The sequence below is a fragment of the Streptacidiphilus sp. MAP12-20 genome, assembly GCF_041262525.1.
Taxonomy (GTDB): domain Bacteria; phylum Actinomycetota; class Actinomycetes; order Streptomycetales; family Streptomycetaceae; genus Streptacidiphilus.
In genome coordinates this window covers 84,239-109,659 of record NZ_JBGCCK010000006.1, presented here as the reverse complement: position 1 = coordinate 109,659, position 25,421 = coordinate 84,239, and the positions used below count along the sequence as shown (strand labels likewise).

Annotated in this window: 23 protein-coding genes, 1 tRNA gene and 1 pseudogene; 24 read left to right on the top strand and 1 reads right to left on the bottom strand. The window is 69.6% G+C overall.

The window, feature by feature from the left end:
* Window positions 1–19 precede the first annotated feature (19 nt).
* Both ABIA32_RS09885 and ABIA32_RS09880 read left to right on the top strand, forming a co-directional pair.
* Window positions 20–340: pseudogene (locus tag ABIA32_RS09885) on the top strand (site-specific integrase); the annotation flags it as partial.
* Between the two features lie 3 nt (window positions 341–343).
* Window positions 344–964 (top strand): site-specific integrase, encoded by a 621-nt coding sequence (locus ABIA32_RS09880; protein WP_370093618.1) that lies wholly within the window; start codon window positions 344–346, stop codon window positions 962–964.
* Between the two features lie 14 nt (window positions 965–978).
* On the opposite strand, the gene ABIA32_RS09875 is transcribed toward ABIA32_RS09880, so the two are convergent.
* A tRNA-Arg gene (locus tag ABIA32_RS09875) sits at window positions 979–1,050 on the bottom strand.
* Between the two features lie 114 nt (window positions 1,051–1,164).
* Between ABIA32_RS09875 and ABIA32_RS09870 the strand changes: the two genes are divergently transcribed.
* The 22 genes from ABIA32_RS09870 to ABIA32_RS09765 all read left to right on the top strand — a co-directional run bounded on the left by ABIA32_RS09870 (window position 1,165) and on the right by ABIA32_RS09765 (window position 25,421).
* Window positions 1,165–1,671 (top strand): PleD family two-component system response regulator, encoded by a 507-nt coding sequence (locus tag ABIA32_RS09870; protein WP_370093617.1) that lies wholly within the window; start codon window positions 1,165–1,167, stop codon window positions 1,669–1,671.
* Between the two features lie 90 nt (window positions 1,672–1,761).
* Window positions 1,762–3,423 carry an arginine--tRNA ligase gene (argS, locus tag ABIA32_RS09865; protein ID WP_370093616.1) on the top strand — a complete coding sequence of 554 codons (1,662 nt, stop codon included), beginning with the start codon at window positions 1,762–1,764 and terminating at the stop codon, window positions 3,421–3,423.
* Between the two features lie 82 nt (window positions 3,424–3,505).
* Entirely contained in the window at window positions 3,506–4,903 is a 1,398-nt protein-coding gene (gene lysA, locus ABIA32_RS09860; protein WP_370093615.1) for a diaminopimelate decarboxylase, read from the top strand.
* 165 nt (window positions 4,904–5,068) lie between these two features.
* Window positions 5,069–6,364, top strand: a complete 1,296-nt coding sequence (locus ABIA32_RS09855; RefSeq protein WP_370093614.1) for a homoserine dehydrogenase — start codon at window positions 5,069–5,071, stop codon at window positions 6,362–6,364.
* A 6-nt stretch (window positions 6,365–6,370) separates the two neighbouring features.
* A complete protein-coding gene (gene thrC / locus ABIA32_RS09850) occupies window positions 6,371–7,447 on the top strand; it encodes a threonine synthase (protein ID WP_370093613.1) in 1,077 nt (358 codons plus the stop codon).
* Window positions 7,448–7,785: 338 nt separating this feature from the next.
* Complete coding sequence (thrB, locus tag ABIA32_RS09845; RefSeq protein WP_370093612.1) at window positions 7,786–8,730, top strand: homoserine kinase; 945 nt, start codon at window positions 7,786–7,788, stop codon at window positions 8,728–8,730.
* A 432-nt stretch (window positions 8,731–9,162) separates the two neighbouring features.
* Window positions 9,163–11,280 carry a transcription termination factor Rho gene (gene rho / locus ABIA32_RS09840; protein ID WP_370093611.1) on the top strand — a complete coding sequence of 706 codons (2,118 nt, stop codon included), beginning with the start codon at window positions 9,163–9,165 and terminating at the stop codon, window positions 11,278–11,280.
* 114 nt (window positions 11,281–11,394) lie between these two features.
* Window positions 11,395–12,456: an LCP family protein gene (locus ABIA32_RS09835; RefSeq protein ID WP_370093610.1), complete on the top strand. Its 1,062-nt coding sequence runs from the start codon at window positions 11,395–11,397 to the stop codon at window positions 12,454–12,456.
* Window positions 12,457–12,724: 268 nt separating this feature from the next.
* Complete coding sequence (gene rpmE / locus ABIA32_RS09830; RefSeq protein WP_370093609.1) at window positions 12,725–12,949, top strand: 50S ribosomal protein L31; 225 nt, start codon at window positions 12,725–12,727, stop codon at window positions 12,947–12,949.
* Window positions 12,950–13,079: 130 nt separating this feature from the next.
* A complete protein-coding gene (gene prfA / locus ABIA32_RS09825) occupies window positions 13,080–14,156 on the top strand; it encodes a peptide chain release factor 1 (RefSeq protein ID WP_370093608.1) in 1,077 nt (358 codons plus the stop codon).
* Between the two features lie 63 nt (window positions 14,157–14,219).
* On the top strand, window positions 14,220–15,086 hold the full coding sequence (gene prmC, locus ABIA32_RS09820) for a peptide chain release factor N(5)-glutamine methyltransferase (protein ID WP_370093607.1): 867 nt from the start codon (window positions 14,220–14,222) through the stop codon (window positions 15,084–15,086).
* Window positions 15,087–15,103: 17 nt separating this feature from the next.
* Window positions 15,104–15,751, top strand: coding sequence for an L-threonylcarbamoyladenylate synthase (locus ABIA32_RS09815; RefSeq protein ID WP_370093606.1), 648 nt, complete (start codon window positions 15,104–15,106; stop codon window positions 15,749–15,751).
* 17 nt (window positions 15,752–15,768) lie between these two features.
* Window positions 15,769–16,428 carry a protein-tyrosine-phosphatase gene (locus ABIA32_RS09810; RefSeq protein WP_370093800.1) on the top strand — a complete coding sequence of 220 codons (660 nt, stop codon included), beginning with the start codon at window positions 15,769–15,771 and terminating at the stop codon, window positions 16,426–16,428.
* Between the two features lie 216 nt (window positions 16,429–16,644).
* Window positions 16,645–17,925 carry a serine hydroxymethyltransferase gene (gene glyA, locus ABIA32_RS09805; protein WP_370093605.1) on the top strand — a complete coding sequence of 427 codons (1,281 nt, stop codon included), beginning with the start codon at window positions 16,645–16,647 and terminating at the stop codon, window positions 17,923–17,925.
* Window positions 17,926–18,044: 119 nt separating this feature from the next.
* Entirely contained in the window at window positions 18,045–19,445 is a 1,401-nt protein-coding gene (locus tag ABIA32_RS09800) for an MraY family glycosyltransferase (protein ID WP_370093604.1), read from the top strand.
* A 135-nt stretch (window positions 19,446–19,580) separates the two neighbouring features.
* Window positions 19,581–20,024 carry a hypothetical protein gene (locus ABIA32_RS09795; protein WP_370093603.1) on the top strand — a complete coding sequence of 148 codons (444 nt, stop codon included), beginning with the start codon at window positions 19,581–19,583 and terminating at the stop codon, window positions 20,022–20,024.
* A gap of 185 nt (window positions 20,025–20,209) precedes the next feature.
* Entirely contained in the window at window positions 20,210–21,022 is an 813-nt protein-coding gene (gene atpB / locus ABIA32_RS09790) for a F0F1 ATP synthase subunit A (protein ID WP_370093602.1), read from the top strand.
* An 80-nt stretch (window positions 21,023–21,102) separates the two neighbouring features.
* A complete protein-coding gene (gene atpE / locus ABIA32_RS09785; protein WP_370093601.1) occupies window positions 21,103–21,354 on the top strand; it encodes an ATP synthase F0 subunit C in 252 nt (83 codons plus the stop codon).
* A gap of 38 nt (window positions 21,355–21,392) precedes the next feature.
* A complete protein-coding gene (locus ABIA32_RS09780; RefSeq protein ID WP_370093600.1) occupies window positions 21,393–21,941 on the top strand; it encodes a F0F1 ATP synthase subunit B in 549 nt (182 codons plus the stop codon).
* Complete coding sequence (locus ABIA32_RS09775) at window positions 21,938–22,753, top strand: F0F1 ATP synthase subunit delta (RefSeq protein ID WP_370093599.1); 816 nt, start codon at window positions 21,938–21,940, stop codon at window positions 22,751–22,753. The genes ABIA32_RS09780 and ABIA32_RS09775 overlap by 4 nt, the downstream gene beginning before the upstream one ends.
* A 156-nt stretch (window positions 22,754–22,909) precedes the next feature.
* On the top strand, window positions 22,910–24,484 hold the full coding sequence (atpA, locus tag ABIA32_RS09770) for a F0F1 ATP synthase subunit alpha (RefSeq protein WP_370093598.1): 1,575 nt from the start codon (window positions 22,910–22,912) through the stop codon (window positions 24,482–24,484).
* Between the two features lie 25 nt (window positions 24,485–24,509).
* On the top strand, window positions 24,510–25,421 hold the full coding sequence (locus ABIA32_RS09765) for a F0F1 ATP synthase subunit gamma (protein WP_370093597.1): 912 nt from the start codon (window positions 24,510–24,512) through the stop codon (window positions 25,419–25,421).

The window sequence follows — 25,421 nt, the reverse complement described above, 5'->3', positions numbered from 1 at the left end:
GGTCAACTTCGGTGCCTACGCGGACTACTGGTTGCGCGATCGGGAGCTGGCTGACCGGACCCGTGAGCGCTACGAGGGAGTGATCCGGATGCACATCCGGCCGACCTTCCGGGTGCTGCCGGTGACTGCGGTCACTCCGGCCCGCGCCCGGGCTTGGCGCTCCGGACTGATGGCCGGGGGAGTGGGTGAGGCGACCGTGGCCAAGGCGTACCGAGCGCTGCGGGCGATCCTGAACACGGCCTTGGACGACGGGCCGATCCAGCGGAACCCGTGCCGGATCAAGGGCGGAGGGGAGGAGAACTCGCCGGAACGGCCGGTGCTGATGGTCGATGAGGTCTAGGCCGTGGCCGACGCGATCCAGCCCCGGTACCGGGCCCTGGTGCTGCTGGCGGCCTTCGCCAGTCTGCGGTTCGGGGAGCTGGCCGGGCTGCGTCGCGCGGATATCGACCTGGAGCAGCGGATCATCCGGGTCCGCCAGGCCCAGGCGGAGCTGGCGACCGGAACGCTGCGGCTGAAGCTGCCCAAGAGCGCGGCGGGCGTCCGGCCGGTGGCCTTCCCGGAGCCAATCGCCCGTGACCTGGAGACGCATCTGCGCTGGTTCGCGGAGGACGGTCCCGATGGCAGGGTCTTCGTTGGCCCGCGCAGCGGCCTGCTGCGACGGAGCAACTTCCACCACCTGTGGACAGGCGCGCTGACGAAGGCCAAGGTCCGGCGGGTGCGGTTCCACGACCTGCGGCACTTCGGCAACGCCATGGCGGCCGACGCCGGAGCGAGCACCCGCGAGCTGATGCACCGAATGGGGCACTCGACCATGGGCCAAGGCGCTGGCTCCGAAGCGCCGCAAGCCGGGCCAGAAAGGCACTCCGCCCGAGGGTTGGGCACGCAAGGGCACGGGCTTGATCCGGCCTCAGAAACGACAATGGCCCAGGCTGGCCGGATATCCCGGTTGACCTGGGCCTTGTGATGCTTGCTGCGAAGTGCCCCCGGTAGGATTCGAACCTACGCACCCGCCTCCGGAGGGCGGTGCTCTATCCCCTGAGCTACGGGGGCGCACTGTCTTGCGACGTGCAGAACACTACCAGTCCCCACCCCCTCCTCGTGCACAGGGTTTTCGGAAGGTCGCGTAACCGGTTCCGGCGGAAGTGCCGAAAACGGAGACGGAGGGTGGTGCAGCCGCATACCCTCAGTGATGTGTCAGGCGAGTCGGGGCGGGTGCTCGTTGTCGATGACAGCGCGGTGATCCGCCAGCTGATCAGGGTCAATCTGGAGCTCGAGGGCTTCCAGGTGGTGACCGCCGCGGACGGGGCCGAGTGTTTGGACGTGGTGCATGCGGTGCGGCCGGATGTGATCACGTTGGACGTGGTGATGCCCCGCCTGGACGGTCTGCGGACGGCGGCGCGGTTGCGGGCCGATCCGCGGACGAGTCATCTGCGGATAGCGATCGTCAGCGCCTGTACGCAGCTGGATCTGGAGCGCGGGGAGTCCGTCGGGGTGGACGGGTATCTCGCGAAGCCGTTCGAGCCGATGGATCTGGTCGCGCTGGTGCGGCGGCTCGCGGACGGGCGGGTGCCCACTGAGGAGGGGGCATCCGCGCTGTTCGGTCAGGGGCCGGCGGGCCGGGCGTCGGTGGCTGAGGGGCGGCATGGCGTTCGCTCTCGGCGAACGCAGTGAGGGGTCCACGGCCCCAGCAGGCGTGGACGCCGCGTCTCACCCGGCAGAACTGATGCCAGGGATTTCGCCCCTCTCGCCTAGGCTTGCCCCGTGACACCCGCAGAGCTTTCCCAGGCAGTCCAGGCCGCCGTTCGCGCCGCCATCGAGGCGGGCGAGCTGACCGTCGCCGTCCCCGAGACCGTGAACGTCGAGCGGCCCAAGAACCGCGACCACGGCGACTACGCCGTCAACGTCGCGCTCCAGTTGGCCAAGGCCGCCGGCAAGCCGCCGCGACAGGTGGCCGAGTCGGTCGCGGCCCGACTGCGAGAGCTGCCCGGGATCGCGAAGATCGACATCGCCGGGCCGGGCTTCCTCAACATCACCCTCGACGCCGCGACGCAGGGCGAGCTCGCCCGGACGATCGTCAGCGAGGGCGCGCAGTACGGCCATGGCGACGCCTTCTCCGGGCTGAAGATCAACCTGGAGTTCGTCTCCGCCAACCCGACCGGCCCGATCCACATCGGCGGCGTCCGCTGGGCCGCCGTCGGCGACTCGCTCGCCCGGATCCTGCGGGCCTGCGGCGCCGACGTCACCACCGAGTACTACATCAACGACGCCGGAGTGCAGATCTCCAAGTTCGGCACCTCCCTCCGGGCAGCCGCCAACGGCCGGCCCGTCCCCGAGGACGGCTACGTCGGCGAGTACATCAACGACATCGCCGCGGAGATCGTCAAGCAGAACCCCGGCATTCTGGAGCTCGACGACGAGACCCAGCTGGAGAAGTTCCGCGCCGAGGGTCTGCGCCTCATGGTCGCCGAGATCCAGCGCTCGATGGCCGAGTTCGGCGCGCACTTCGACGTCTGGTTCTCCGAGAAGTCGCTGCACGACTCCGGCGCCGTCGAGAAGGCCGTCGAGCGGCTGCGCGAGCAGGGCCACGTCTTCGAGCAGGACGGCGCGGTCTGGCTGCGGACCACCGACTTCGGCGACGACAAGGACCGCGTCCTGATCAAGGCCGACGGTGACACCACCTACTTCGCCTCGGACGCCGCGTACTACCTGAACAAGCGCGACCGCGGCAACGACGTCAACGTCTACATGCTGGGCGCCGACCACCACGGCTACGTCGGCCGCCTCAAGGCGATCGCCGCCTGCGCCGGTGACGACCCGACGCACAACATCGAGGTGCTGATCGGGCAGTTCGTGAAGATGCTCAAGGACGGCGAAGAGGTTCGCATGTCCAAGCGCGCCGGCAACATCATCACGATCGACGACGTCGTCGACTGGGTCGGCGTCGACGCCGCCCGTTACTCTCTGGCCCGCGTCCCCACCGACTCGACGCTGACCCTCGACATCGACGTGCTCACCAGCCAGTCGAATGAGAACCCGGTCTTCTACGTCCAGTACGCGCACGCCCGTATGTCCTCCGTCGCGCGCAACGCCGCCGAGCTGGGCATCGACAAGGGCACGGCCGAGGCGTTCAAACCCGAGCTCCTCTCCACCGAGTGGGAGAACCAGCTCCTCGGCCGTCTCGGTGAGTTCCCCGGCGCGCTGGCCGAGGCCGGCGAGTTCCGCGCGCCGCACCGGCTTGCCCGGTACGTGGAGGAGCTGGCCCGGGACTACCACCGGTTCTACGACAACTGCCGGATCCTGCCGCGGGGTGACGAGGAGGTCACCGACCTGACGCGCGCCAGGCTCCGGCTGGCAGAGGCCACCCGAACGGTGATCGCCAACGGGCTCGACCTGTTGGGTGTGTCCGCCCCCGAACGCATGTAGTCGGCGTGAGGGGCCCGGAACCGTCAACGAGTCGACGGTTTCGGGCCCCTCGTGCAAGCACTGACAGACGAAAGAGTCAGACATGAGCCGCTCCGCCCACCCCGCCGGGCCGCGCCACGGTGACGTGCTGCCCGAGGGGCACTACGCCGCCCCGCCGGCCGATCTCAACCTGCTCGACCCGAAGGTGTGGTCCCAGACCGTCGCCCGCGACGAGGCGACCGGTGCGGTGACCGTCGCTGGGCTGGACGTCCGCGCGCTGGCGCAGCAGTTCGGCACCCCTGCCTACATCCTCGACGAGGACGACTTCCGCGCCCGGTGCCGCGCCTGGCAGCAGGCCTTCTCGCACCTGGACGCGGACGTCTACTACGCCGGCAAGGCGTTCCTCTCCCGCGCGATCGTGCGCTGGCTGCATGAGGAGGGGCTCAACGTCGACGTCTGCAGCGGCGGCGAGCTGACCGTCGCGCTCAGCGCGGGCATGCCGCCCGAGCGGATCGCCTTCCACGGCAACAACAAGACCGTCGCCGAGCTCGAGTACGCGGTGAAGTCCGGTCTCGGGCACGTCGTCGTGGACTCCTTCGAGGAACTGGTCCGGCTCGCCTGGGCCGCCGACCAGCAGGGCACGCGGCAGAAGATCCTGCTCCGCGTCACCGTCGGCGTCGAGGCGCACACCCACGAGTTCATCGCCACCGCCCACGAGGACCAGAAGTTCGGCTTCTCGCTGACGGGCGGTCAGGCCGCTGAGGCGGTACGCCGGGCGCTCACCCTCGACGGCGTCGAGTTGGTCGGCATCCACTCGCACATCGGTTCGCAGATCTTCGACATGGCCGGCTTCGAGGTCGCCGCGCGCCGTGTCGTCGGGCTGCTGGCCGAGATCAAGGCCGAGCACGGGGTCGAGCTGCCCGAGATCGACCTCGGCGGCGGCCTCGGCATCGCCTACACCAGCGAGGACGACCCGCGCGAGCCGCAGGAGATCGCCGCCGCGCTGACCGAGATCGTCCGCCGCGAGTGCGCGGCGGAGGGCCTGTCCATTCCCCGCCTCTCGGTCGAGCCCGGACGCGCGATCGTCGGCCCGACCGCGTTCACGCTCTACGAGGTCGGCACGATCAAGCCGCTCGACGGCCTGCGCACCTACGTCAGCGTCGACGGCGGCATGTCGGACAACATCCGCACCGCCCTCTACGACGCCGAGTACAGCGTCGCGCTGGTCTCCCGGGCCTCGGATGCCGAGCCGATGCTGAGCCGCGTCGTCGGCAAGCACTGCGAGTCCGGCGACATCGTCGTCCGCGACGCCTTCCTCCCTGCGGACCTGGCCCCGGGCGACCTGCTCGCGGTCCCGGCCACCGGCGCCTACTGCCGCTCGATGGCCAGCAACTACAACCACGCGCTCAAGCCCCCGGTCGTCGCCGTGCGCGACGGTCAGGCGCGAGTCATCGTCCGCCGTGAGACGGAGGAGGACCTGCTCCGCCTCGACGTGGGGTGAGCGGACACCGGGCGGGAGCAGGATTTGCGGCCGCCCGGTATCGACCAGCGGAATTTACGTCTCAATCCGTGGAACGGCCGCAGATTTGACGGCCGAGTCGCGGAGACTTGGGACAGCAGTAGGACCAGCAAGACTCACATTGATCCCCGTGCAGGACGGAGTCGGATGATGCGTACGCTCAAGGTGGCGCTCCTCGGTTGTGGAGTAGTGGGCTCCGAGGTGGCGCGCATCATGACGACGCACGCCGCCGATCTGGAGGCGCGGATCGGCGCGCCGGTGGAGCTCGCGGGTGTGGCCGTGCGCCGGGCCGGGCGGCCGCGTCCGGGCGTGCCTGAGCATCTGATCACCACCGACGCCGAAGCGCTCGCGAAGCGCGAGGACATCGATGTCGTGATCGAGGTGATCGGCGGGATCGAACCCGCTCGTTCGCTCATCCTCTCCGCCTTCGAGAACGGCGCCTCCGTCGTCTCCGCCAACAAGGCGCTGCTCGCCGCCGACGGCGCGGCCCTCCACGCCGCCGCGACCAAGGCCGGGGCCGACCTCTACTACGAGGCCGCCGTGGCCGGCGCGATCCCGCTGATCCGCCCGCTGCGCGAGTCGCTGGCCGGAGACAAGGTCAACCGGGTGCTCGGCATCGTCAACGGCACGACCAACTTCATCCTCGACAAGATGGACTCCACCGGCGCGGGCTACTCCGAGGCGCTGGAGGAGGCCACCGCCCTTGGCTACGCCGAGGCCGACCCGACCGCCGACGTCGAGGGCTTCGACGCCGCCGCCAAGGCCGCGATCCTGGCCGGCATCGCCTTCCACACCCGGGTCACCGCCGACGACGTCTTCCGCGAGGGCATCACCGAGGTCACCGCGGCCGACATCGCCTCCGCGAAAGCCATGGGCTGCGTGGTGAAACTCCTCGCGATCTGCGAGCGCAGCAAGGACGAGAACGGCGAGGAGTCGGTCACCGCCCGCGTCCACCCCGCGATGATCCCGCTGAGCCACCCGCTGGCGAGCGTCCGTGGCGCCTACAATGCGGTCTTCGTCGAGGCCGACGCGGCTGGTCAGCTGATGTTCTACGGCCCCGGCGCCGGCGGCAGCCCGACCGCCTCGGCGGTCCTCGGCGACCTGGTCGCGGTGTGCCGCAACAAGGTGGCCGGTGCGACGGGTCCGGGCGAGAGCGCGTACGCTCAGCTCACCGTCAACCCCATGGACGACGTGGTCACCCGCTACCACGTGAGTCTGGACGTGGCCGACAAGGCCGGTGTCCTCGCCCAGGTCGCCACGGTCTTCGCCGAGCACGGGGTGTCCATCGACACCGTCCGCCAGCAGGGCCGGGACGGCGACGCCTCGCTTGTCGTCGTGACGCACCGCGCCACCGACGCCGCGCTGTCCGCCACCGTCGCCGAACTGCGCACCCTGGACCACGTCCGTGGCGTGGCCAGCATCATGCGTGTCGAAGGGGAGTAACCCACTATGAGCACCACCCTCCAGCACACCCACCAGTGGCGCGGCCTCATCGAGGAGTACCGCGACCGGCTTCCGGTCACCACCGACACGCCCGTGGTGACCCTGCTCGAGGGCGGCACGCCGCTGGTACCGGCCCAGCTGCTCTCCGAGCGCACCGGGTGTGACGTCTACCTGAAGGTCGAGGGCGCGAACCCGACCGGGTCCTTCAAGGACCGCGGCATGACGATGGCCATCTCCAAGGCCAAGGAGGCGGGCGCGCAGGCGGTCATCTGCGCGTCCACCGGCAACACCTCCGCCTCGGCGGCGGCGTACGCGGTGCGGGCCGGGATGGTCTGCGCGGTGCTGGTGCCGCAGGGCAAGATCGCGCTGGGCAAGATGGGCCAGGCGCTGATCCACGGCGCGAAGATCCTCCAGGTGGACGGCAACTTCGACGACTGCCTGACGCTGGCGCGAGACCTGTCGGACAAGTTCCCCGTGGCGCTGGTGAACTCGGTGAACCCGGTCCGCATCGAGGGCCAGAAGACGGCTGCGTTCGAGATCGTCGACGCGCTGGGCGACGCGCCCGACATCCACGTCCTCCCGGTGGGCAACGCGGGCAACATCACCGCTTACTGGAAGGGCTACCGCGAGTACGCGGCGGACGGCTTGGCGACGAAGACGCCGCGCATGTTCGGCTTCCAGGCGTCCGGCTCGGCGCCGATCGTGGACGGCGCGCCGGTGCTGAAGCCGCAGACGATCGCTACCGCGATCCGGATCGGCAACCCGGCCTCCTGGGACTTCGCGCTTGCCGCGCGGGACGAGTCGGGCGGGCTCATCGACAAGGTGACGGACCGTCAGATCCTCTCCGCCTACCGCCTGCTGGCCTCCCGCGAGGGCGTCTTCGTGGAACCGGCCTCGGCGGCGTCGGTGGCCGGTCTGCTGCAGGCGCACGAGCAGGGCCTGATCGACCCGGGCCAGCGCATCGTCTGCACGGTCACCGGCAACGGCCTGAAGGACCCGGACTGGGCGGTGGCCGGCGCGCCGCAGCCCACGATCGTGCCGATCGACGCGACGGCAGCCGCAGAACGTCTCGGTCTCGCCTAAGAGGTAGTTGCACTCTCCAGGGGCGCGGGGAACTGTGCGACAAGCCACCCTGTGTGGTGAGTCGCCGAACGTCCAGGGCCATCCGCTCCGGGTGGTTTCTCGCGCAGTTCCCCGCGCCCCTGGGTGATTGCAACTCACCCATCTGCGAATCTCTCGCACCCACGCGGCGGAGCCGCACATCAGCAGAGCCCCGCGCCCCTGAGGCCCCTACGGGGCCTCTACGACACCTCGTGTCGGGGTGTACCGCTGAGCAGCCCCTTTTCGCTACTCTGGCGTCATACCCCAGGCGCATGTTCCCCTTTGCATGCTCAGCCCATCCCCGCAGGAGAGTCCACGCAATGGCAGGTCCCGCCTTCCGCGCCGCCGCCGTACGGGTGCGGGTTCCCGCGACCAGCGCCAACCTCGGGCCCGGCTTCGACTCCTTCGGCCTCGCGCTCGGCCTCTACGACGACCTCGTCGTCCGCGTCGCCGAAGGCGGTCTGCATGTCGACATCGCCGGTGAGGGCGCCGACACCCTCGCCCGCGACGAGCGGCACCTCGTCGTGCGCGCCATGCGCGCCACCTTCGAGCGCCTCGGCGGTCAGCCGCGCGGCCTCGAAGTCGTCTGCGCGAACCGGATTCCGCACGGTCGCGGCCTCGGCTCCTCCTCCGCCGCCATCTGCGCCGGCATCATGGCCGCCCGCGCCGTCACCGTCGGCGGAACCGAGCAGCTGGACCAGGCCGCCACCCTCGCGCTGGCCTCCGAGATCGAGGGCCACCCCGACAACGTCGCCGCCTGCCTGCTCGGCGGCTTCACCATCGCCTGGACCGACGGACTCGACGGTGAGGGCGTGGCGCCGGGCGCCGGGGCCCACGCGGTCACGCTCGCGCCGAACCCCGACGTCGTCCCGGTCGTCTTCGTCCCCGCTGACCCGGTGCTCACCGAGGTCGCCCGCGGCCTACTGCCCGCGACCGTCCCGCACGCCGACGCCGCCGCCAACGTCGGCCGGGCCGCGCTGCTGGTGGAGGCGCTGACCAGGCGCCCCGAGCTGCTGCTGCCGGCGACCGAGGACCGGCTGCACCAGGACTACCGCACCCCGGCGATGCCGCAGAGCGCCGCGCTGGTCGGCGCGCTGCGCGCGGAGGGCGTCGCCGCCGTGATCTCCGGCGCCGGACCGACGGTGCTGGCACTGACCGACGAGAGCACCGCCGACAAGGTGCTCGGTTTCGCCGGGGAGGGCTGGGCCGCGCACCGGCTGGCGTTGGACACCGAAGGAGCCGTGGTTCTGCCTCTGGCGCAGTAGGCCGGGGAGAATCCCGGGCAACTTCTGCAAGAAGTGGGAACACGATTGACACTCGCAGAGTGGGGGAATGTTTGTTGGGTCCAGTAGTGTTAATCTCATGGCTGCACCAGGCGCCCTTCGGGGTCCGGTGCGCAGCGTCCCCACCATTGGGACAGCAATTCTCCGGGAGCCCGCCACATCGCGTACGCAGCCTGCCTGCGCCATTGTGACCGCATCCCGACGCCGTGTCGGCGAAGACCGCCTCCGAGCCGTTGCCGTACACGTGCAGGGGGCCCGGACGCGTTCGTGCGCAGCGCCATCGGACACATCGCACGTCCGCACTGGGTTTCAACGTTTCATCGCAGCCACGCCCTGCCAAAAGACCACAGGGCGGACAGCACGACCGGTCGCCGAGCCAGAAAGGCCGACGTCCGCTCCAGGGAAGGACCCTTCGTGAGCGACACCACCGATCTGATGGGCGCGCGCCCGGACGCTGACGCGTCGGACGCGACGGCTACCGCGCCGAAGCGCCGTCGGACCACGGGCACCGGGCTTAACGGCATGGTGCTCGCCGAGCTGCAGCAGCTCGCCTCCGGCCTTGGCATCAGCGGCACGGGCCGGATGCGCAAGAGCCAGCTCATCGATGCCATCAAGGAGAAGAACGGCGGAGACCCGCTGCTCGCCGCCTCCGCTCCGGCCCCGGCCGCCAAGCGCGCGCCGCGTGCCGCCGCAGCGTCCGCCGCTGCCGCTGTCGAGACCGCGTCGGCTGCCCCCGCCGCTGCTGCCGCCGAGAGCGCGCCCGCCGCGTCCGAGGCGCCGGCCCGCCGTACCGCGCGTTCCCGCGCCGCCGCTGCCGCCCCGGCCGAGCAGCAGATCGAGATCCCCGTGCAGACCAGCGGCGACAGCGCTGCCGCCCCCGCCGCCGAGCGCCCCGCGCGCCGCAGCCGCCGGGCCACCGCCCCGGCCGGTGCTCCGGACGGCGCCGCCCCGGCGGTCGTCGCCGACGCCGCGCAGACGTCCGCCCAGGCCGCTCCGGCCCAGGCGCAGGGTGTCGAGCAGCAGGCCACCGCCGGTGTCGCCACCGAGACCCGCGAGCGCACGGAGCGCGGCGAGGGCCGCGAGGGCCGTCGCGAGCGCCGCAACCGTCGTGACCGTCGCGAGCAGGGCACCGACGGTCAGGCCGGCGGCCAGCCGCAGCAGGGCCAGGGCGGTCGCCAGCAGGGCGACGGCGGTCGTCAGGACGGGGGCCGCCAGGACGGCGGCCGCCAGGGTGGTCGGCAGAACCAGAGCCAGAGTCAGAGCCAGGGCAACCAGGGTCCCGACTTCGACGACGACGAGTTCGGCGGCCGTCGCCGCGGCCGTTACCGCGACCGCAACCGTCGCGGTGGCCGTGGCGAGCGCTTCGAGGGCCCGGCCGAGCCGCAGGTCAGCGACGACGACGTGCTGATCCCCGTCGCGGGCATCCTGGACATCCTCGACAACTACGCCTTCGTGCGGACCTCCGGCTACCTGGCCGGCCCGAACGACGTCTACGTGTCGCTGGCCCAGGTCCGCAAGAACGGCCTGCGCAAGGGTGACGCGATCACCGGTGCCGTGCGCCAGCCCAAGGACGGCGAGCGCCGCGAGAAGTTCAACGCGCTGGTCCGCCTCGACTCGGTCAACGGCATGGACCCGGAGCCCGGCCGCAGCCGCCCCGAGTTCAACAAGCTGACCCCGCTCTACCCGCAGGACCGGCTCCGCCTGGAGACCGACCCGGGTGTGCTGACCACGCGCATCATCGACCTGGTCGCCCCCATCGGCAAGGGCCAGCGTGGCCTGATCGTCGCCCCGCCGAAGACCGGCAAGACGATGATCATGCAGGCGATCGCCAACGCGATCACCCACAACAACCCCGAGACCCACCTGATGGTCGTCCTCGTCGACGAGCGTCCGGAGGAGGTCACGGACATGCAGCGCTCGGTCAAGGGCGAGGTCATCTCCTCGACCTTCGACCGCCCCGCCGAGGACCACACCACCGTCGCCGAGCTGGCCATCGAGCGAGCGAAGCGCCTGGTGGAGCTGGGCCACGACGTGGTCGTGCTGCTGGACTCGATCACCCGCCTGGGCCGCGCCTACAACCTGGCCGCGCCCGCCTCCGGCCGCATCCTCTCCGGTGGTGTCGACTCGACCGCGCTCTACCCGCCGAAGAAGTTCTTCGGCGCCGCACGCAACATCGAGAACGGCGGCTCGCTGACCATCCTGGCCACCGCGCTGGTCGAGACCGGCTCGCGGATGGACGAGGTGATCTTCGAGGAGTTCAAGGGCACCGGCAACATGGAGCTCAAGCTCGACCGTAAGCTCGCCGACAAGCGCATCTTCCCCGCGGTGGACGTCGACCCGTCCGGCACGCGTAAGGAAGAGATCCTCATGTCGCCGGACGAGCTGCGGATCGTGTGGAAGCTGCGTCGCGTGCTGCACGCGCTCGACTCGCAGCAGGCGATCGAGCTGCTGCTGGACAAGATGAAGCAGACCAAGAGCAATGCCGAATTCCTGATGCAGATCGCGAAGACGACTCCGGGTCAGGATGACTGATCTCACAGTCGGGATCGGCTGAGGCCTGATTCACCGCGCAGCCCCGGGCATTCCGCCCGGGGCTGTCGCATTTCTGAGAATGGTTCTTAAGACGCATCAAGTACGTTCGAAGGCATGTCCTCCGACAAGCAGACGAAACACCGCAGAGCCGTACACAAGCGAATACCGACGCGCCGCCGACGCGTGCTGCGGGTGGTCGCTCTGTGCGCGGGCGCGGCGGTGCTGATCGGCGGCGCGGGCGCGAGCTGGGCCTACTGGAAGCTGAATGCGAACATCAGGACAGTCGACGTCAGCGCCGAGCTGAGCAAGCCGAGCGCGTATGCCAAGGGCGCGATGAACATCCTGGTCCTCGGCTCGGACTCCCGCTCCGGGGCTAACGGCAAGCTGGCCGGCGGCGCCACCGACGGCACGGCCCGTTCGGACACGGCGATGGTGGTCCACGTCAACGAGGCGCACACGGCGGCGACGGTGGTCAGCATCCCGCGCGACACGCTGGTCGACCGCCCGGCCTGCGGGAGCACGGGCGCGGCGCGCGGGGTCATGTTCAACTCCGCGTTCGAGGTCGGCGGGGCGAGCTGTGCGATCAAGACGGTCGAATCGATGACCGGCTTGGACATGAACCACTATGTGGAGATCGATTTTTCGGGTTTCGCCAAGTTGATCGACGCGCTGGGCGGAGCCGACGTGACGACGACGGTGGACATCAACGACACCCAGAGCGGCCTGCACCTGAAGGCGGGTACGCATCACCTGGGCGGCGACCAGGCACTGGCGTTCGTGCGCACGCGGCACGGGGTCGGCGACGGGAGCGACCTGGGGCGGATCGAACTGCAGCAGGAGATGGTGAAGTCCATCCTCAAGCAGGTCGAGAACCTGAACCTGTTCGGCGACCCGACGAAGCTGTATTCGATCGCGGACGCGGCGACGGGCGCGATCACGACGGACTCCAGCTTGGGCTCGGTGAACTCGCTGCTGTCGTTCGCGCAGGGCCTGAAGGGGATCAAGTCCACCGACATCACGGCGGTCACCATGCCGAACGCGGCGGCGCCGAGCGACCCGAACAGGCTCGTTGCGCTGGAACCGCAGGCGACGGAGCTGTGGGCTGCGCTCAAGGCGGACAAGCCCGTCCCGGGCTCGGTGGTCAAGCTCCAGCAGAAGAATCCAGCTGACAGTTAGACCCGCAGGGGCGCGAGGAACTGCGCGACAAGCCACCCACCCAGGGACTGATCCGAACGTGCAGGGCTATCCGCACAGGGTGGTTGTTCGCGCAGTTCCCCGCGCCCCCAGATAGTGCAACCGCACCCTAGGTCCGAGAGGAATACCGCGGAGCGGCTCTCGGTTTGGGTGAATGACGCCGGTCCTGGCAGACTGGTACGTCGGTCCCGGTTCACGAACGGCAGCCCGCCGTGCGACCCGGTGCCCTCCCAGAACATAGGAGCATCCCTTGAAGCCCGAGATCCACCCCACGTACGTCGTCACCCAGGTCACCTGCACCTGTGGCAACGAGTTCACCACCCGCAGCACCGAGCAGTCCGGCGAGATCCGCGCCGAGGTCTGCTCCAACTGCCACCCCTTCTACACCGGCAAGCAGAAGCTCATGGACACCGGTGGCCGCGTGGCCCGCTTCGAGGCTCGCTTCGGCAAGAAGCACGCTGCCAAGGTGCAGTAGCGCGCTGTCGGCGCCGGCCGGGCGTACCCGTGGGTTTTCCCGGGTGCTGCCTGGTCGGCGCCGTTCGCGTTGACCGGCATCACGAACTCTGCGCACCATCACGATCTCTCCGGAAGAAGGCCCAGCTCCCATGTTCGAGGCAGTCGAAGAGCTCCTCAACGAGCACGCGATGCTGGAGGAGCGTCTGGCCGATCCGGCCGTGCACGCCGACCCGTCGGCCGCACGCCAGCTGTCCAAGCGCTACGCCGAGCTGACGCCGATCACCGCCGCCTACCGCACCTGGCGCCAGATCGGCGAGGACATCGAGACGGCCCGCGAGCTCGCCGACGACGACCCGGACTTCTACGCCGAGATCAAGCAGCTCGAAGCCCAGCGCGAGGAGTACACCGAGCGCCTGCGCCTGCTGCTCGTGCCGCGCGACCCGAGCGACGACAAGGACGTGCTGCTGGAGGTCAAGGCGGGGGAGGGCGGCGAGGAGTCCGCGCTCTTCGCCGGCGACCTGCTGCGCATGTACCTGCGCTACGCCGAGAAGATGGGCTGGAAGACCGAGATCATCGACGCCAACGAGTCGGACCTCGGTGGCTACAAGGACGTCCAGGTCTCCGTGAAGCTACGAGGCTCTGCGCCCGCCGAGCCCGGCCAGGGCGTCTGGGCACGCCTCAAGTACGAGGGCGGCGTGCACCGCGTGCAGCGCGTGCCGGCTACCGAGTCGCAGGGCCGCATCCACACCTCCGCCGCGGGCGTGCTGGTCACGCCGGAGGCCGAGGAGGTCGAGGTCGAGGTCAACGCGAACGACCTGCGCATCGACGTCTACCGCTCGTCGGGTCCCGGCGGTCAGTCGGTCAACACCACCGACTCCGCGGTCCGGATCACGCACCTGCCGACCGGCATCGTCGCCTCCTGCCAGAACGAGAAGAGCCAGCTCCAGAACAAGGAGCAGGCCATGCGCATCCTCCGCTCCCGCCTGCTGGCGGCCGCCCAGGAGGCCGCCGACCAGGAGGCCAGCGACGCGCGCCGCAGCCAGGTGCGCTCGGTGGACCGCTCGGAGCGGATCCGCACCTACAACTTCCCGGAGAACCGGATTTCCGACCACCGCACCGGTTACAAGGCGTACAACCTTGACCAGGTGCTCGGTGGCGAGCTCGACCCGGTGATTCAGTCGGCCGTCGACGCGGACGCCGCCTCCCGGCTCGCCGAAGCGACCTGAGCCGAGCAGCGCAGCGCCCTTAGGGCGACCGACCCTCCCAGGCCCGTTCAGAGAGGCACGCACGTGAACCTCCTCCTCGCCGAGGTGGCCCAGGCCACCCAGCGGCTGGCTGCCGCAGGCGTGCCCTCGCCGCGCTTCGACGCGGAGGAGCTCGCGGCCTACGTCCACGACGTCAAGCGTGGCGAGCTCCACACCGTCGCCGACGCCGACTTCGACGCCCGCTACTGGGAGGCCGTCTCCCGCCGCGAGGCGCGCGAGCCGCTCCAGCACATCACCGGCCGGGCCTTCTTCCGCTACCTGGAGCTCCAGGTCGGCCCCGGCGTCTTCGTGCCGCGTCCGGAGACCGAGTCGGTGGTCGGCTGGGCGATAGACGCCCTGCGGGACATGGACGTGGCCGAGCCGCTCGTCGTCGACCTGTGCACGGGGTCCGGCGCGATCGCGCTGGCGCTCGCGCAGGAGGTGCCGCGCAGTCGCGTGCACGCCGTGGAGCTCTCCGACGACGCCTACGCCTGGGCCCGCCGCAACGTGGACGCGAGCCCGGACGCCTCCCGGATCGACCTGATCCAGGGCGACGCGACCCGCGCCTTCGTCGACCGCCCGGAGCTGACCGGCCAGTTCGACCTGGTCATCAGCAACCCGCCGTACATCCCGCTGACCGAATGGGAGTACGTCGCGCCAGAGGCTCGCGACCACGACCCGGAGCTGGCACTCTTCTCGGGCGAGGACGGCCTCGACACCATCCGCGGCATCGAGCGCGTCGCCGCGCGCCTGCTGCGCCCCGGCGGCGTGGTCGTCGTCGAGCACGCGGACACCCAGGGCGGCCTGGTCCCGTGGATCTTCCGCGAGGAGGCGGGCTGGACCGATGCCGCCGACCACCGCGACCTGAACAACCGCCCTCGTTTCGCCACCGCGCGCCGCGCCGTCCTGTAGGGAAGGGAACACCACCGATGAGTCGTCGCTACGACTGCGCCGATGCGACCGAGCGTGCCGCCGGTCTGCGCGAGTCCGCCTCCGCGATCCGCCGGGGCGAGCTGGTGGTCATCCCCACCGACACCGTCTACGGCCTGGCCGCTGACGCCTTCTCCGCGGAGGCGGTAGCCGGCCTGCTCGCGGCGAAGGGCCGCGGCCGCAGCATGCCGACGCCCGTCCTGGTGGGCTCCCCGACGACGCTGCACGGCCTGGTGACGGACTTCTCCGAGTCCGCGTGGGAGCTCGTCGACGCCTTCTGGCCGGGTGGGCTGACGTTGGTGACCCGTCACCAGCCGTCGCTGCGTTGGGACCTGGGCGACACCCGCGGCACCGTCGCGGTCCGGATGCCGCTGCACCCGGTCGCCATCGAGCTCCTCAACACGACCGGCCCGCTGGCCGTCTCCAGCGCGAACCTGACCGGCGGCCCGTCCCCTGCCACGTGCGACGAGGCCGAGGAGCAGCTCGGCCAGAGCGTCTCGGTCTACCTCGACGGCGGACGCGCCGACCACGCGGTCCCCTCGTCCATCGTCGACGTCACCGGCAAGATCCCGGTCCTGCTGCGCGAGGGCGCGGTGTCCCTGGCCCAGCTGAGGGAGGTCGTACCCGACCTGGAGGCCGGCAGTTGACCGGTCGTGTCCGGCCGATACGCCCGGTTCCCCGCCCGTACTCCTACGGCGCGGAGCGGCGCGTCGGAACGTTCCGGATCCTCTACGTCTGCACCGGCGGAGTCTGCCGCTCGCCCATCGCCGAGCGGCTGACCCGGCATGAGCTGACGCTGCGTCTGGGGCTGCGCGCGGGCGTGGAGATATCGGTCGAGAGCGCGGGCACGTGGGGGCACGAGGGTGCCCCGATGGAGACGAACGCGGCGGAGATCCTGGGGGAGTTCGGCGCGGACCCGTCCGGTTTCGTGGGCCGCGAGCTGCTGGATGACCATGTCATCGACGCGGACCTGGTGCTGACCGCTACCCGAGACCACCGGGCCCAGGTCATCTCCATGGGCCACGACGCGGGCCTGCGGACCTTCACCCTGAAGGAGTTCACCCGCCTGGTCCGGGCGATCGACCCGACGACGCTGCCGGAGGACTCCGACGAGCCGGGAGCTCTCGCCGAGCGGGCGCGGGTTCTGGTGCGGGCGGCGGCGGCGCTGCGCGGCTGGCTGCTTGCGGCTTCGCCGGAGGCGGACGAGGTGGACGACCCGTACGGCGCGCCGCTGGGGATGTTCCGCAACTGCGGCGAGGAGATCTTCGATGCGCTGGACCCGATCGTGACGGCGTTGACCGGGATCAGCCGAGTACGAGTCTGAGCCGGGCAACACCTGGGGGCGCGGGGAACTGCGCGAGAAACCACCCCGTGCGGATGGCCCTGCTCGTTCGGGGACCCACCTCTCGGGGTGGCTTGTCGCGCAGTTCCCCGCGCCCCTGGTAGTGCAACCGGGTCGTCTGCCCAACCTCCTTCCGTGTTCCTGGCGTGCCGCCGCGAGGAGCGCGGCGTAGCGTGGCCAGCGGAGGTGGACGGGGCCATGGCGACGGTGGTGACGAGTGATGATTCCGCGCGGGTAGCCATGACCGACGAGCCCGATCCCGCGCTGGACGCCCTTCTCGACCAGGAGAGCTCGCGCAGGCGCAGCCAGATCCATCTCCTCGCGGGGGAGAACTTCGCCTCGCCGCAGGTGCGCGCGCTGCTGGCCAGCGACTTCGCGGACAAGTACGCCGAGGGCTACCCCGCGCACAGGCATCACACCGGCTGCGGCCCCGCGGACGCGGTCGAAGCGCTCGCCGTCGCCCGCGCCAAAGCGCTCTTCGGGGCGGCGCACGCCAACGTCCAGCCGTACTCCGGATCCATCGCCGTCCTCGCCGCGGCGGCAGCGCTTCTCCGGCCGGGGGATTCCGTGCTGGCCATGTCGCTCGCGCACGGCGGCCACCTCACCCACGGCAGCTCCGCGAACTTCTCCGGCCGGTGGTTCTCCGTCTCCGGCTACGGGGTCCGGCAGAGCGACGGGCTGATCGATCTCGACCAGGTGCGCGACCGGGCCCGCGCCGTCCGGCCGAAAGTGATCGTCGCCGGGACCATCTCCTACCCCCGCGCGATCGACTGGGAAGCCTTCCGGACCATCGCCGACGAGGTCGGGGCGTACTTCGTCGCCGACGCATCGCAGACCCTCGGGCTCGCCGCAGCCGGGACGGTCACGTCCCCCGTGCCCTACGCCGACGTCGTCTGCGGGGCCACCCACAAGGTGCTCGGCGGGCCGCGCGGTGGGCTGATCCTCTGTGTGGAGGAGCTGGCCGAGCGCGTCGACCGGGCCGTCTTCCCGTTCATCCAGGGCGGGCCGATGGTGAATCAGCTCGCGGCGAAGGCCTACGCCCTCGGCCGCGCCGCGACGCCCGCCTTCGCCGCGTACACCCGCCGCTGCGTCGCGAACGCCCAGGCGCTCGCCGGCGCCCTCGACGGCCACGGGCTGCGCCCGCTGACCGGTGGCACCGACACCCACCTCGTCACCGCTGACGCCCGCCGCCTCGGTCTCACCGGACGCGAGATCGAGCAGCGCTGCGAGAGCGCGGGGATGCTCCTCGGGCACTGCGCCGTCCCCTTCGAGGAGGTGCCTCCCGCCGCCGCGTCCGGGGTGCGGCTGGGGACACTCTGCGTGACCACCCAGGGCATGGCCGAGCCGGAGATGGCCGAGATCGCCGGGTTGATCCACGCGGCCGCCACCGAGCCGGAGAACGCCACCGTCACCGAGCGCGTCCGTTCGCTTGCGGAGAGATTCCCCAGCCTGTCGACAAAACCGCAATGCGGGGACTGAGCGTCTCCCTGAATAGGGTGTGCCTGTGACGCACCTCCATTACCGCATCGACCCCGTGGCGCGGCGGCTATGCTCTGCCGGTACCACGGGGGTGTCCAGCGCAGCACAGGAGGACTCTGGTGCGTGAGTTCCTGCTGACGCTCTGCGTGACCGCAGCGGTGACCTACCTGCTGACCGGTCCGGCACGGAAGTTCGCCATCATCGCGGGCGCCATGCCGGCGGTCAGGGACCGCGACGTGCACAAGGAGCCGACGCCACGACTCGGCGGCATCGCCATGTTCGGCGGCCTCTGTGCCGGTCTGCTGACCGCGGATCACCTGGACACGCTCAAGCATGTCTTCCAGGGCACCGGCGACGTGCCGGCCCTGCTCTCCGGCGCCACCATCATGTGGGTGCTCGGCGTGCTGGACGACAAATGGGGCGTGGACGCCCTGGTCAAGCTGGGCGGCCAGATGGTCGCCGCGGGCGTGATGGTCTACCAGGGGCTCACCGTCCTCTGGCTGCCGATCCCCGGCGTGGGCACGGTCGCGCTGCCGGAGATGTGGGGCACCTTCATCACCGTGGCGCTGGTCGTCATAAGCGTGAACGCGGTGAACTTCATCGACGGCCTGGACGGCCTGGCGGCCGGCATGGTCTGTATCGCGGCCCTGGCCTTCTTCGTCTACGCCTACCGGCTCTGGTACGGGTTCTCGGTGCCCGACGCGGCGCCGGCCGCGCTGTTCAGCGTGATCCTGGTGGGGATGGTGCTCGGCTTCCTGCCGCACAACTTCCATCCCGCGCGGATCTTCATGGGCGACTCCGGCGCGCTGCTGATCGGCTTGGTGCTCTCGGTCTGCATGATCTCCATCACCGGCCGTGTCGACCCCGACGTGCTCGCCACCCAGATCGCCAGCACCTCCGGATCCGGCCACGCGATCAACCAGACCGGCGCGGTCCACGCGATGGTGCCCGTCTACGTCGTCCTGCTGCTGCCGCTGACCGTGATCGCGATTCCGCTCGCCGACCTCATTCTCGCGGTGGTTCGTCGCACCTGGGCAGGAAAATCCCCCTTCGCGGCGGACAAGCAGCATCTGCACCACCGCCTGCTGCAGCTCGGCCATTCCCACAGCCGCGCGGTTCTGATCATGTACTTCTGGGCCGCGCTGCTCGCCTTCGGCACGGTCGCCTTCTCGGTCAACCGCACCGAGCTGCTCGCGGTCAAGGTCGCCATGGCGCTCTGCGTGGTCGGCATCCTGATGCTGCTCTTCCCGCGGTTCCGGCCGCACGCCCCGCGGGTGGTGGAGCGCTTCGTTCCGCCCCGATATCGGCGTACGGCAAAGGTAAGGGATGTTCTTACCGATGAGTTGGTAAAGGAGATCGCGGAGCAGCCGATTTCCGCAGCGTCTGAGCCTGCCATCGCAGATGGGGCGCTCTTGGACAAGATCGGGACAGGGGCTCACGCGATGGGTCGCCATTCGGGCACTTCGGGACGATCCGGTAGTGGCGCAGCCCGTGTGTCAAGGAGCACACCAAGAAAGTAAAGACTGCACCAAATAGCTTGTGATACCGTTCACGACATCAGGAGAGCTGCCGAAGGACCTTATGGGAGACGGTCGTTCAGCCCCTCGCTCTCCTTGAAAATGTCTGCTCGACCCTCACCGCCCGGAGTCTCGACAATGCTGTCCAACGACGCCCGGATCCTGCGCGGCTGCGCCCTCTGGGCAGCGCCGGTAGGAGTCCTCGCCGTAGTGCTCAGCACTGTCTTCGCCGGCTCCAAGGGCCTGGTCGGCGCGTTGGTCGCGCTGGCCGTGGTCGTGGTGGTGTTCGGTCTCGGATTCTGGGCGCTGATGCGGCTCACCCGGGACCGGCCTCAGCTGGTCCTGATGGCCGGGCTCCTGGTCTACGCGGTGCAGATGCTGATGGCCGGCATCTTCATCGTGGTGTTCAAGAACACGACGGTCTTCAACGGCAAGGCCTTCGGCTTCTCCCTGCTGACCACCCTGCTTGCCTGGGTCGGCGGTCAGGTGTTCTTCACGCTCAAGAGCAAGACCCTCTATGTGGATCCCACGCTCGGCGACGCGTCCGACGGCACGTCCGACGGACCGCGCGACGGGAAGTAAGGCCCGCGTAAAGGTATGACCAAGACATCTGCTATCGTCCGGAATCCGGAGCCCCCTGCTCGACCGCGTGCGTCGAGTGGACCGTGTGGCCCCGGACAACCCGATCACGGTGCCGAACTGCGGCGTACTCGCCGCGCCGACACACAAGGTTGCAGTTCTGATGCTTCACGACGAAGGAGTCAAGGGTGAGTAGCCCCTCCACAGCGCTCTTTGCGAGCGGGTGTCACATCACCCCCTCTGGTTGCGGTTTCCCGGCCCCCGGTCTCAACTCCTTCATCTTCAAGCCGATCTTCAGTATCGGCAGCTTCGACTTCACCAAGCCGATGCTGCTGGCGATCATCTGCATGCTCCTGGTGATCGGCTTCTTCTGGTCCGCCTTCGCCAAGCCGAAGCTGGTCCCCGGCAAGCTGCAGCTGGTCGGCGAGATCGGCTACACCTTCATCGCCCGCGGCATCGCCCGAGAGGTGATCGGCAAGAAGGGCGACAAGTACGTCCCCTTCCTCACGTCGATCTTCTTCTTCGTGTGGATCATGAACATCATGTCCATCATCCCGCTGGCCCAGTTCCCGGTGGCGTCGCGCTTCGCGTACCCGGTGGCCCTGGCCCTGCTGGTGTGGATCACGTACATGTACCTCACCTTCAAGACGCACGGCTTCCTCGGCGGCTGGAAGCACCTGACGTACATGTCCGGTCTGCCCAAGCCCCTGGTGCCGCTGATCGTCTTCCTGGAGTTCCTCCAGAACGTGATCACGCGTCCGTTCACTCTCGCGGTGCGACTGTGGGCCAACATGTTCGCCGGCCACATGCTGATCGTCATGTTCAGCGCCGCGACCTGGTACCTGCTGACGCCCTCGATCATGTCGCTCTTCTCCGGCGCGTCCTTCGTGCTCGCGGTCGGCATGACGGCCTTCGAGGTTCTGATCCAGTTCCTGCAGGCCTACATCTTCACGCTGCTCGCCTCGCTCTACATCAGCGGAGCGCTCGAAGAGGGTCACTGACCCACCCCGCCTGCCACGAACCCATCCAGACTTCCGCCGGGAAGCCCCCCAGCGGATCGCATCACAAGAAGGAAGACAACATGTCTGCCGCTGCAAACTTCCTGGCTGCCGGTGGCGCCACTGTCGCCGGCCGCATGGGCGCCATCGCCTACGGTCTCGCCGCCATCGGCCCGGGTGTCGGTATCGGTCTGGTCTTCGGCCACTCGATCGAGGCCATGGCGCGTCAGCCCGAGGCCATGCCGATCATCCGCCAGAACATGTTCCTGGGCTTCGCCCTCTGTGAGGTTCTGGCCCTCCTCGGCCTGGTCGTCCCCTTCATCTTCTCTTCCTGAGTCGACACCAGTAGCCACGCTCGACGAAAGGTTCAGACATGCTGACGTACCTGGCTGCGGAGGGGCCTCAGAATCCTCTGATCCCCGCCACGTCGGAACTCATCATCGGCCTGCTTGCCTTCTTCATCGTCTTCGGCGTCCTCGGCAAGAAGCTCCTGCCCAACATCCAGAAGACTCTGGACGAGCGGCGCGATGCGATCGAGGGTGGCCTGGAGCGGGCGGCTGAGGCGCAGGCCGAGGCCACCCGGACGCTGGAGGAGTACAAGGCCCAGCTGGCGGAGGCCCGTCACGAGGCCGCTCGGATCACCGAGCACGCCCGTGAGCAGGGCTCCATGATCGTCGCCGAGGCCCGCGAGGAGGCGCAGCGTCAGGCTGCGATCACCGTCGCGCACGCCCAGGCGGAGATCGAGCGCACCCGTGGTCAGGTGACCACCGCGCTCCGCCACGACATCGGTCGTATCTCGCTCGACCTGGCCGGCAAGGTCGTCGGCGAGTCCCTCGAGGACTCCGCCCGCCAGAGCCGCACCATCGACCGCTTCCTTGACGAGCTTGAGGCCAAGGCTGCGGAGTCGGCGGGTGCCAAGTGAGCAGCGCCACTCGGCAGTCCACCGCGGCCGCCCGCGAGCGTCTTGAGGCGCTGACGGACCACGCGTCCGTCGACCTCACCGCGCTCAGCGGCGACCTGCTGGACGTCACCCGGGTGCTGGACCGCGAGGTCTCGCTGCGCCGGATCCTGACGGACCCGGCCGCTCCCGGGCAGGCCAAGGCCGACCTGGTCGGCAACCTGCTGCAGGGCAAGGTCGGCGCGGACGCGCAGGACCTGGTCTCCGGCATGGTCCGCTCCCGCTGGGCTCGCGGTCGCGACCTCGCGGACGCGACCGAGCAGCTGGCCGCGCTGTCGCTGATCATCAGCGCGGACAAGGCCGGCGAACTGGACGAGGTCGAGGACGAGCTGTTCCGCTTCGGCCGCGTGGTCGCGGGCAACGTCGAGCTGCGCTCCGCGCTGACCGACCAGGCCGCGACCGGCAGCGCCAAGGCGGAGCTGGTCTCGAACCTGCTCGGCGGCAAGGCCAAGGCCGCGACCGTCGCGCTGGTCACCGCACTGGTGACGCAGCCGCGTGGACGTAGCCTGGAGAGCGGGCTGGAGGAGTACTCCCGGCTCGCGGCCGGCCGTCGTGGCCGGGTGGTCGCCCTGGTGACCACCGCGGTGCCGATGTCCGACGCGCAGAAGGACCGACTCGCCGTCTCGCTGGCCTCCCTCGTGGGGCGCCAGGTGCACCTGAACCTCGACGTGGACCCCGCGGTCCTCGGCGGAGTCCGGGTCGAGGTCGGCGACGAGATCATCGAGGGCACCATCGCGGGTCGTCTCGACTCCGCGCAGCGTGGCCTGGCGGGCTGACGCCCATCCCCGTCAAGGGGAGCAGCATCCGACCCTCGGTCGGTACACAACAGAGGACGGTCAGAGCCTCTCCTTGTAGGAGCTGACCGAGAGTCGAATACTTGCGGCCCTCCACGGGCGGGCCGAGGATCGCAACTAGGAGAGCAGGGAACCCAGATGGCGGAGCTCACGATCCGGCCGGAGGAGATCCGGAACGCTCTGGACAATTTCGTCCAGTCGTACCAGCCGGACGCCGCCTCGCGTGAAGAGGTCGGCACCGTCACCTACACGGCTGACGGCATCGCCAAGGTCGAGGGTCTTCCCTCGGTCATGGCCAACGAGCTGCTGAAGTTCGAAGACGGAACTCTCGGCCTCGCGCTGAACCTCGACACCCGCGAGATCGGTGTCGTCGTCCTCGGTGAGTTCGGTGCGATCGAGGAGGGCCAGACGGTCCGCCGCACCGGCGAGGTTCTGTCCGTGCCGGTCGGCGAGGGTTACCTCGGCCGCGTGGTGGACCCCCTCGGCCAGCCGATCGACGGCCTGGGCGACATCGAGTCCAGCGGCCGCCGCGCCCTGGAGCTGCAGGCCCCCGGCGTCATGGTCCGCAAGTCGGTGCACGAGCCGATGCAGACCGGCATCAAGGCCATCGACGCGATGACCCCGATCGGCCGTGGCCAGCGTCAGCTGATCATCGGCGACCGCCAGACCGGCAAGACCGCGGTGGCGATCGACACGATCATCAACCAGCGCGACAACTGGCGCTCGGGCGACCCGAAGAAGCAGGTTCGCTGCATCTACGTCGCCATCGGCCAGAAGGGCTCCACCATCGCCTCCGTCCGCGGAGCGCTGGAGGAGGCCGGTGCGCTGGAGTACACGACCATCGTCGCCGCCCCGGCGTCGGACCCGGCGGGCTTCAAGTACCTGGCCCCCTACACCGGCTCCGCCATCGGCCAGGAGTGGATGTACGACGGCAAGCACGTCCTGATCATCTTCGACGACCTGTCGAAGCAGGCCGAGGCCTACCGCGCCGTTTCCCTGCTGCTGCGCCGTCCGCCGGGCCGTGAGGCCTACCCGGGTGACGTCTTCTACCTGCACTCCCGTCTGCTGGAGCGTTGCGCCAAGCTCTCCGACGAGCTGGGCGCGGGTTCGATGACCGGTCTGCCGATCATCGAGACCAAGGCCAACGACGTCTCGGCGTACATCCCGACCAACGTCATCTCGATCACCGACGGCCAGTGCTTCCTGGAGTCCGACCTGTTCAACGCCGGCGTCCGCCCGGCCGTGAACGTCGGTATCTCGGTCTCCCGCGTCGGTGGCTCCGCCCAGATCAAGGCGATGAAGTCGGTCGCCGGTCGTCTGCGTCTGGACCTGGCCCAGTACCGCGAGCTGGAGGCGTTCGCCGCCTTCTCCTCCGACCTGGACTCGGCCTCCAAGGCCCAGCTGGAGCGCGGCGCCCGTCTGGTCGAGCTGCTGAAGCAGGGCCAGTACCAGCCCTTCCCGGTCGAGGAGCAGGTGGTCTCGATCTGGGCCGGCACCACCGGTCAGCTGGACGAGGTCCCGGTCGCGGACATCCGCAAGTTCGAGCGCGAGTTCCTGGACTACCTGCGCCGCGAGCACAAGGGCGTCCTGACCACGATCGTCGAGACCAGCAAGCTGGAAGACGGCACGATCGAGTCGCTCGTCGAAGCGATCACCGCCTTCAAGCGCGAGTTCACCACGCACACCGGTGCGCTTCTCGGCGAAAACGCCTGACGAGACGGAAAGGACGTAACGACCCATGGGAGCACAGCTTCGGGTCTACAAGCGCCGGATCCGCTCTGTCACCGCGACGAAGAAGATCACTAAGGCGATGGAGATGATCTCCGCGTCGCGCATCATGAAGGCGCAGCGCGCGGTGAAGGCCTCCAGCCCTTACGCGGACGAGCTCACCCGCGCGGTGACCGCGGTCGCGACGCGGTCGAACGCCAAGCACCCGCTGACCCAGGAGCCGGTCGACGCCACGCGCGCCGCCGTGCTCGTGGTGACCGCGGACCGCGGCCTGGCCGGCGGTTACTCCAGCAACGCCATCAAGGCGGCGCTGGAGCTGACCAAGCGGCTGGAGTCCGAGGGCAAGGCCGTCGACACCTACATCATCGGCCGCAAGGGCGTCAGCTACTTCGGGTTCCGCAACCTCCCGGTCGCGGGCTCGTGGGTCGGGTTCTCCGACAAGCCGACGTACCAGGACGCCAAGGAGGCGTCCGCGGCGCTGATCGACGCCTTCGTCACGGAGACGTCGGCCGGCGGTGTGGACGAGCTGCACATCGTCTCCACGGAGTTCGTCTCGATGCTCACCCAGAACCCGGTGGAGGCCCGCCTCCTGCCGCTGTCCCTGGCTGAGACCGAGAAGAACGCCGAGGAGCAGGGACCGTTCCCGCTCTACGACTTCGAGCCGTCGGCCGAGGGCGTCCTGGACGCCCTGCTGCCGCGGTACGTCGAGAGCAGGATCTACAACGCGCTGCTGCAGTCGGCTGCTTCCGAGCACGCCGCCCGCCGCCGCGCGATGAAGAGCGCCACGGACAACGCCGGCGACCTCATCAAGTCGCTGTCGCGACTTGCCAACTCGGCCCGTCAGGCCGAGATCACCCAGGAAATCAGCGAGATCGTCGGTGGCGCGAGCGCACTGGCCGATGCGAACGCGGGGAGTGACTGA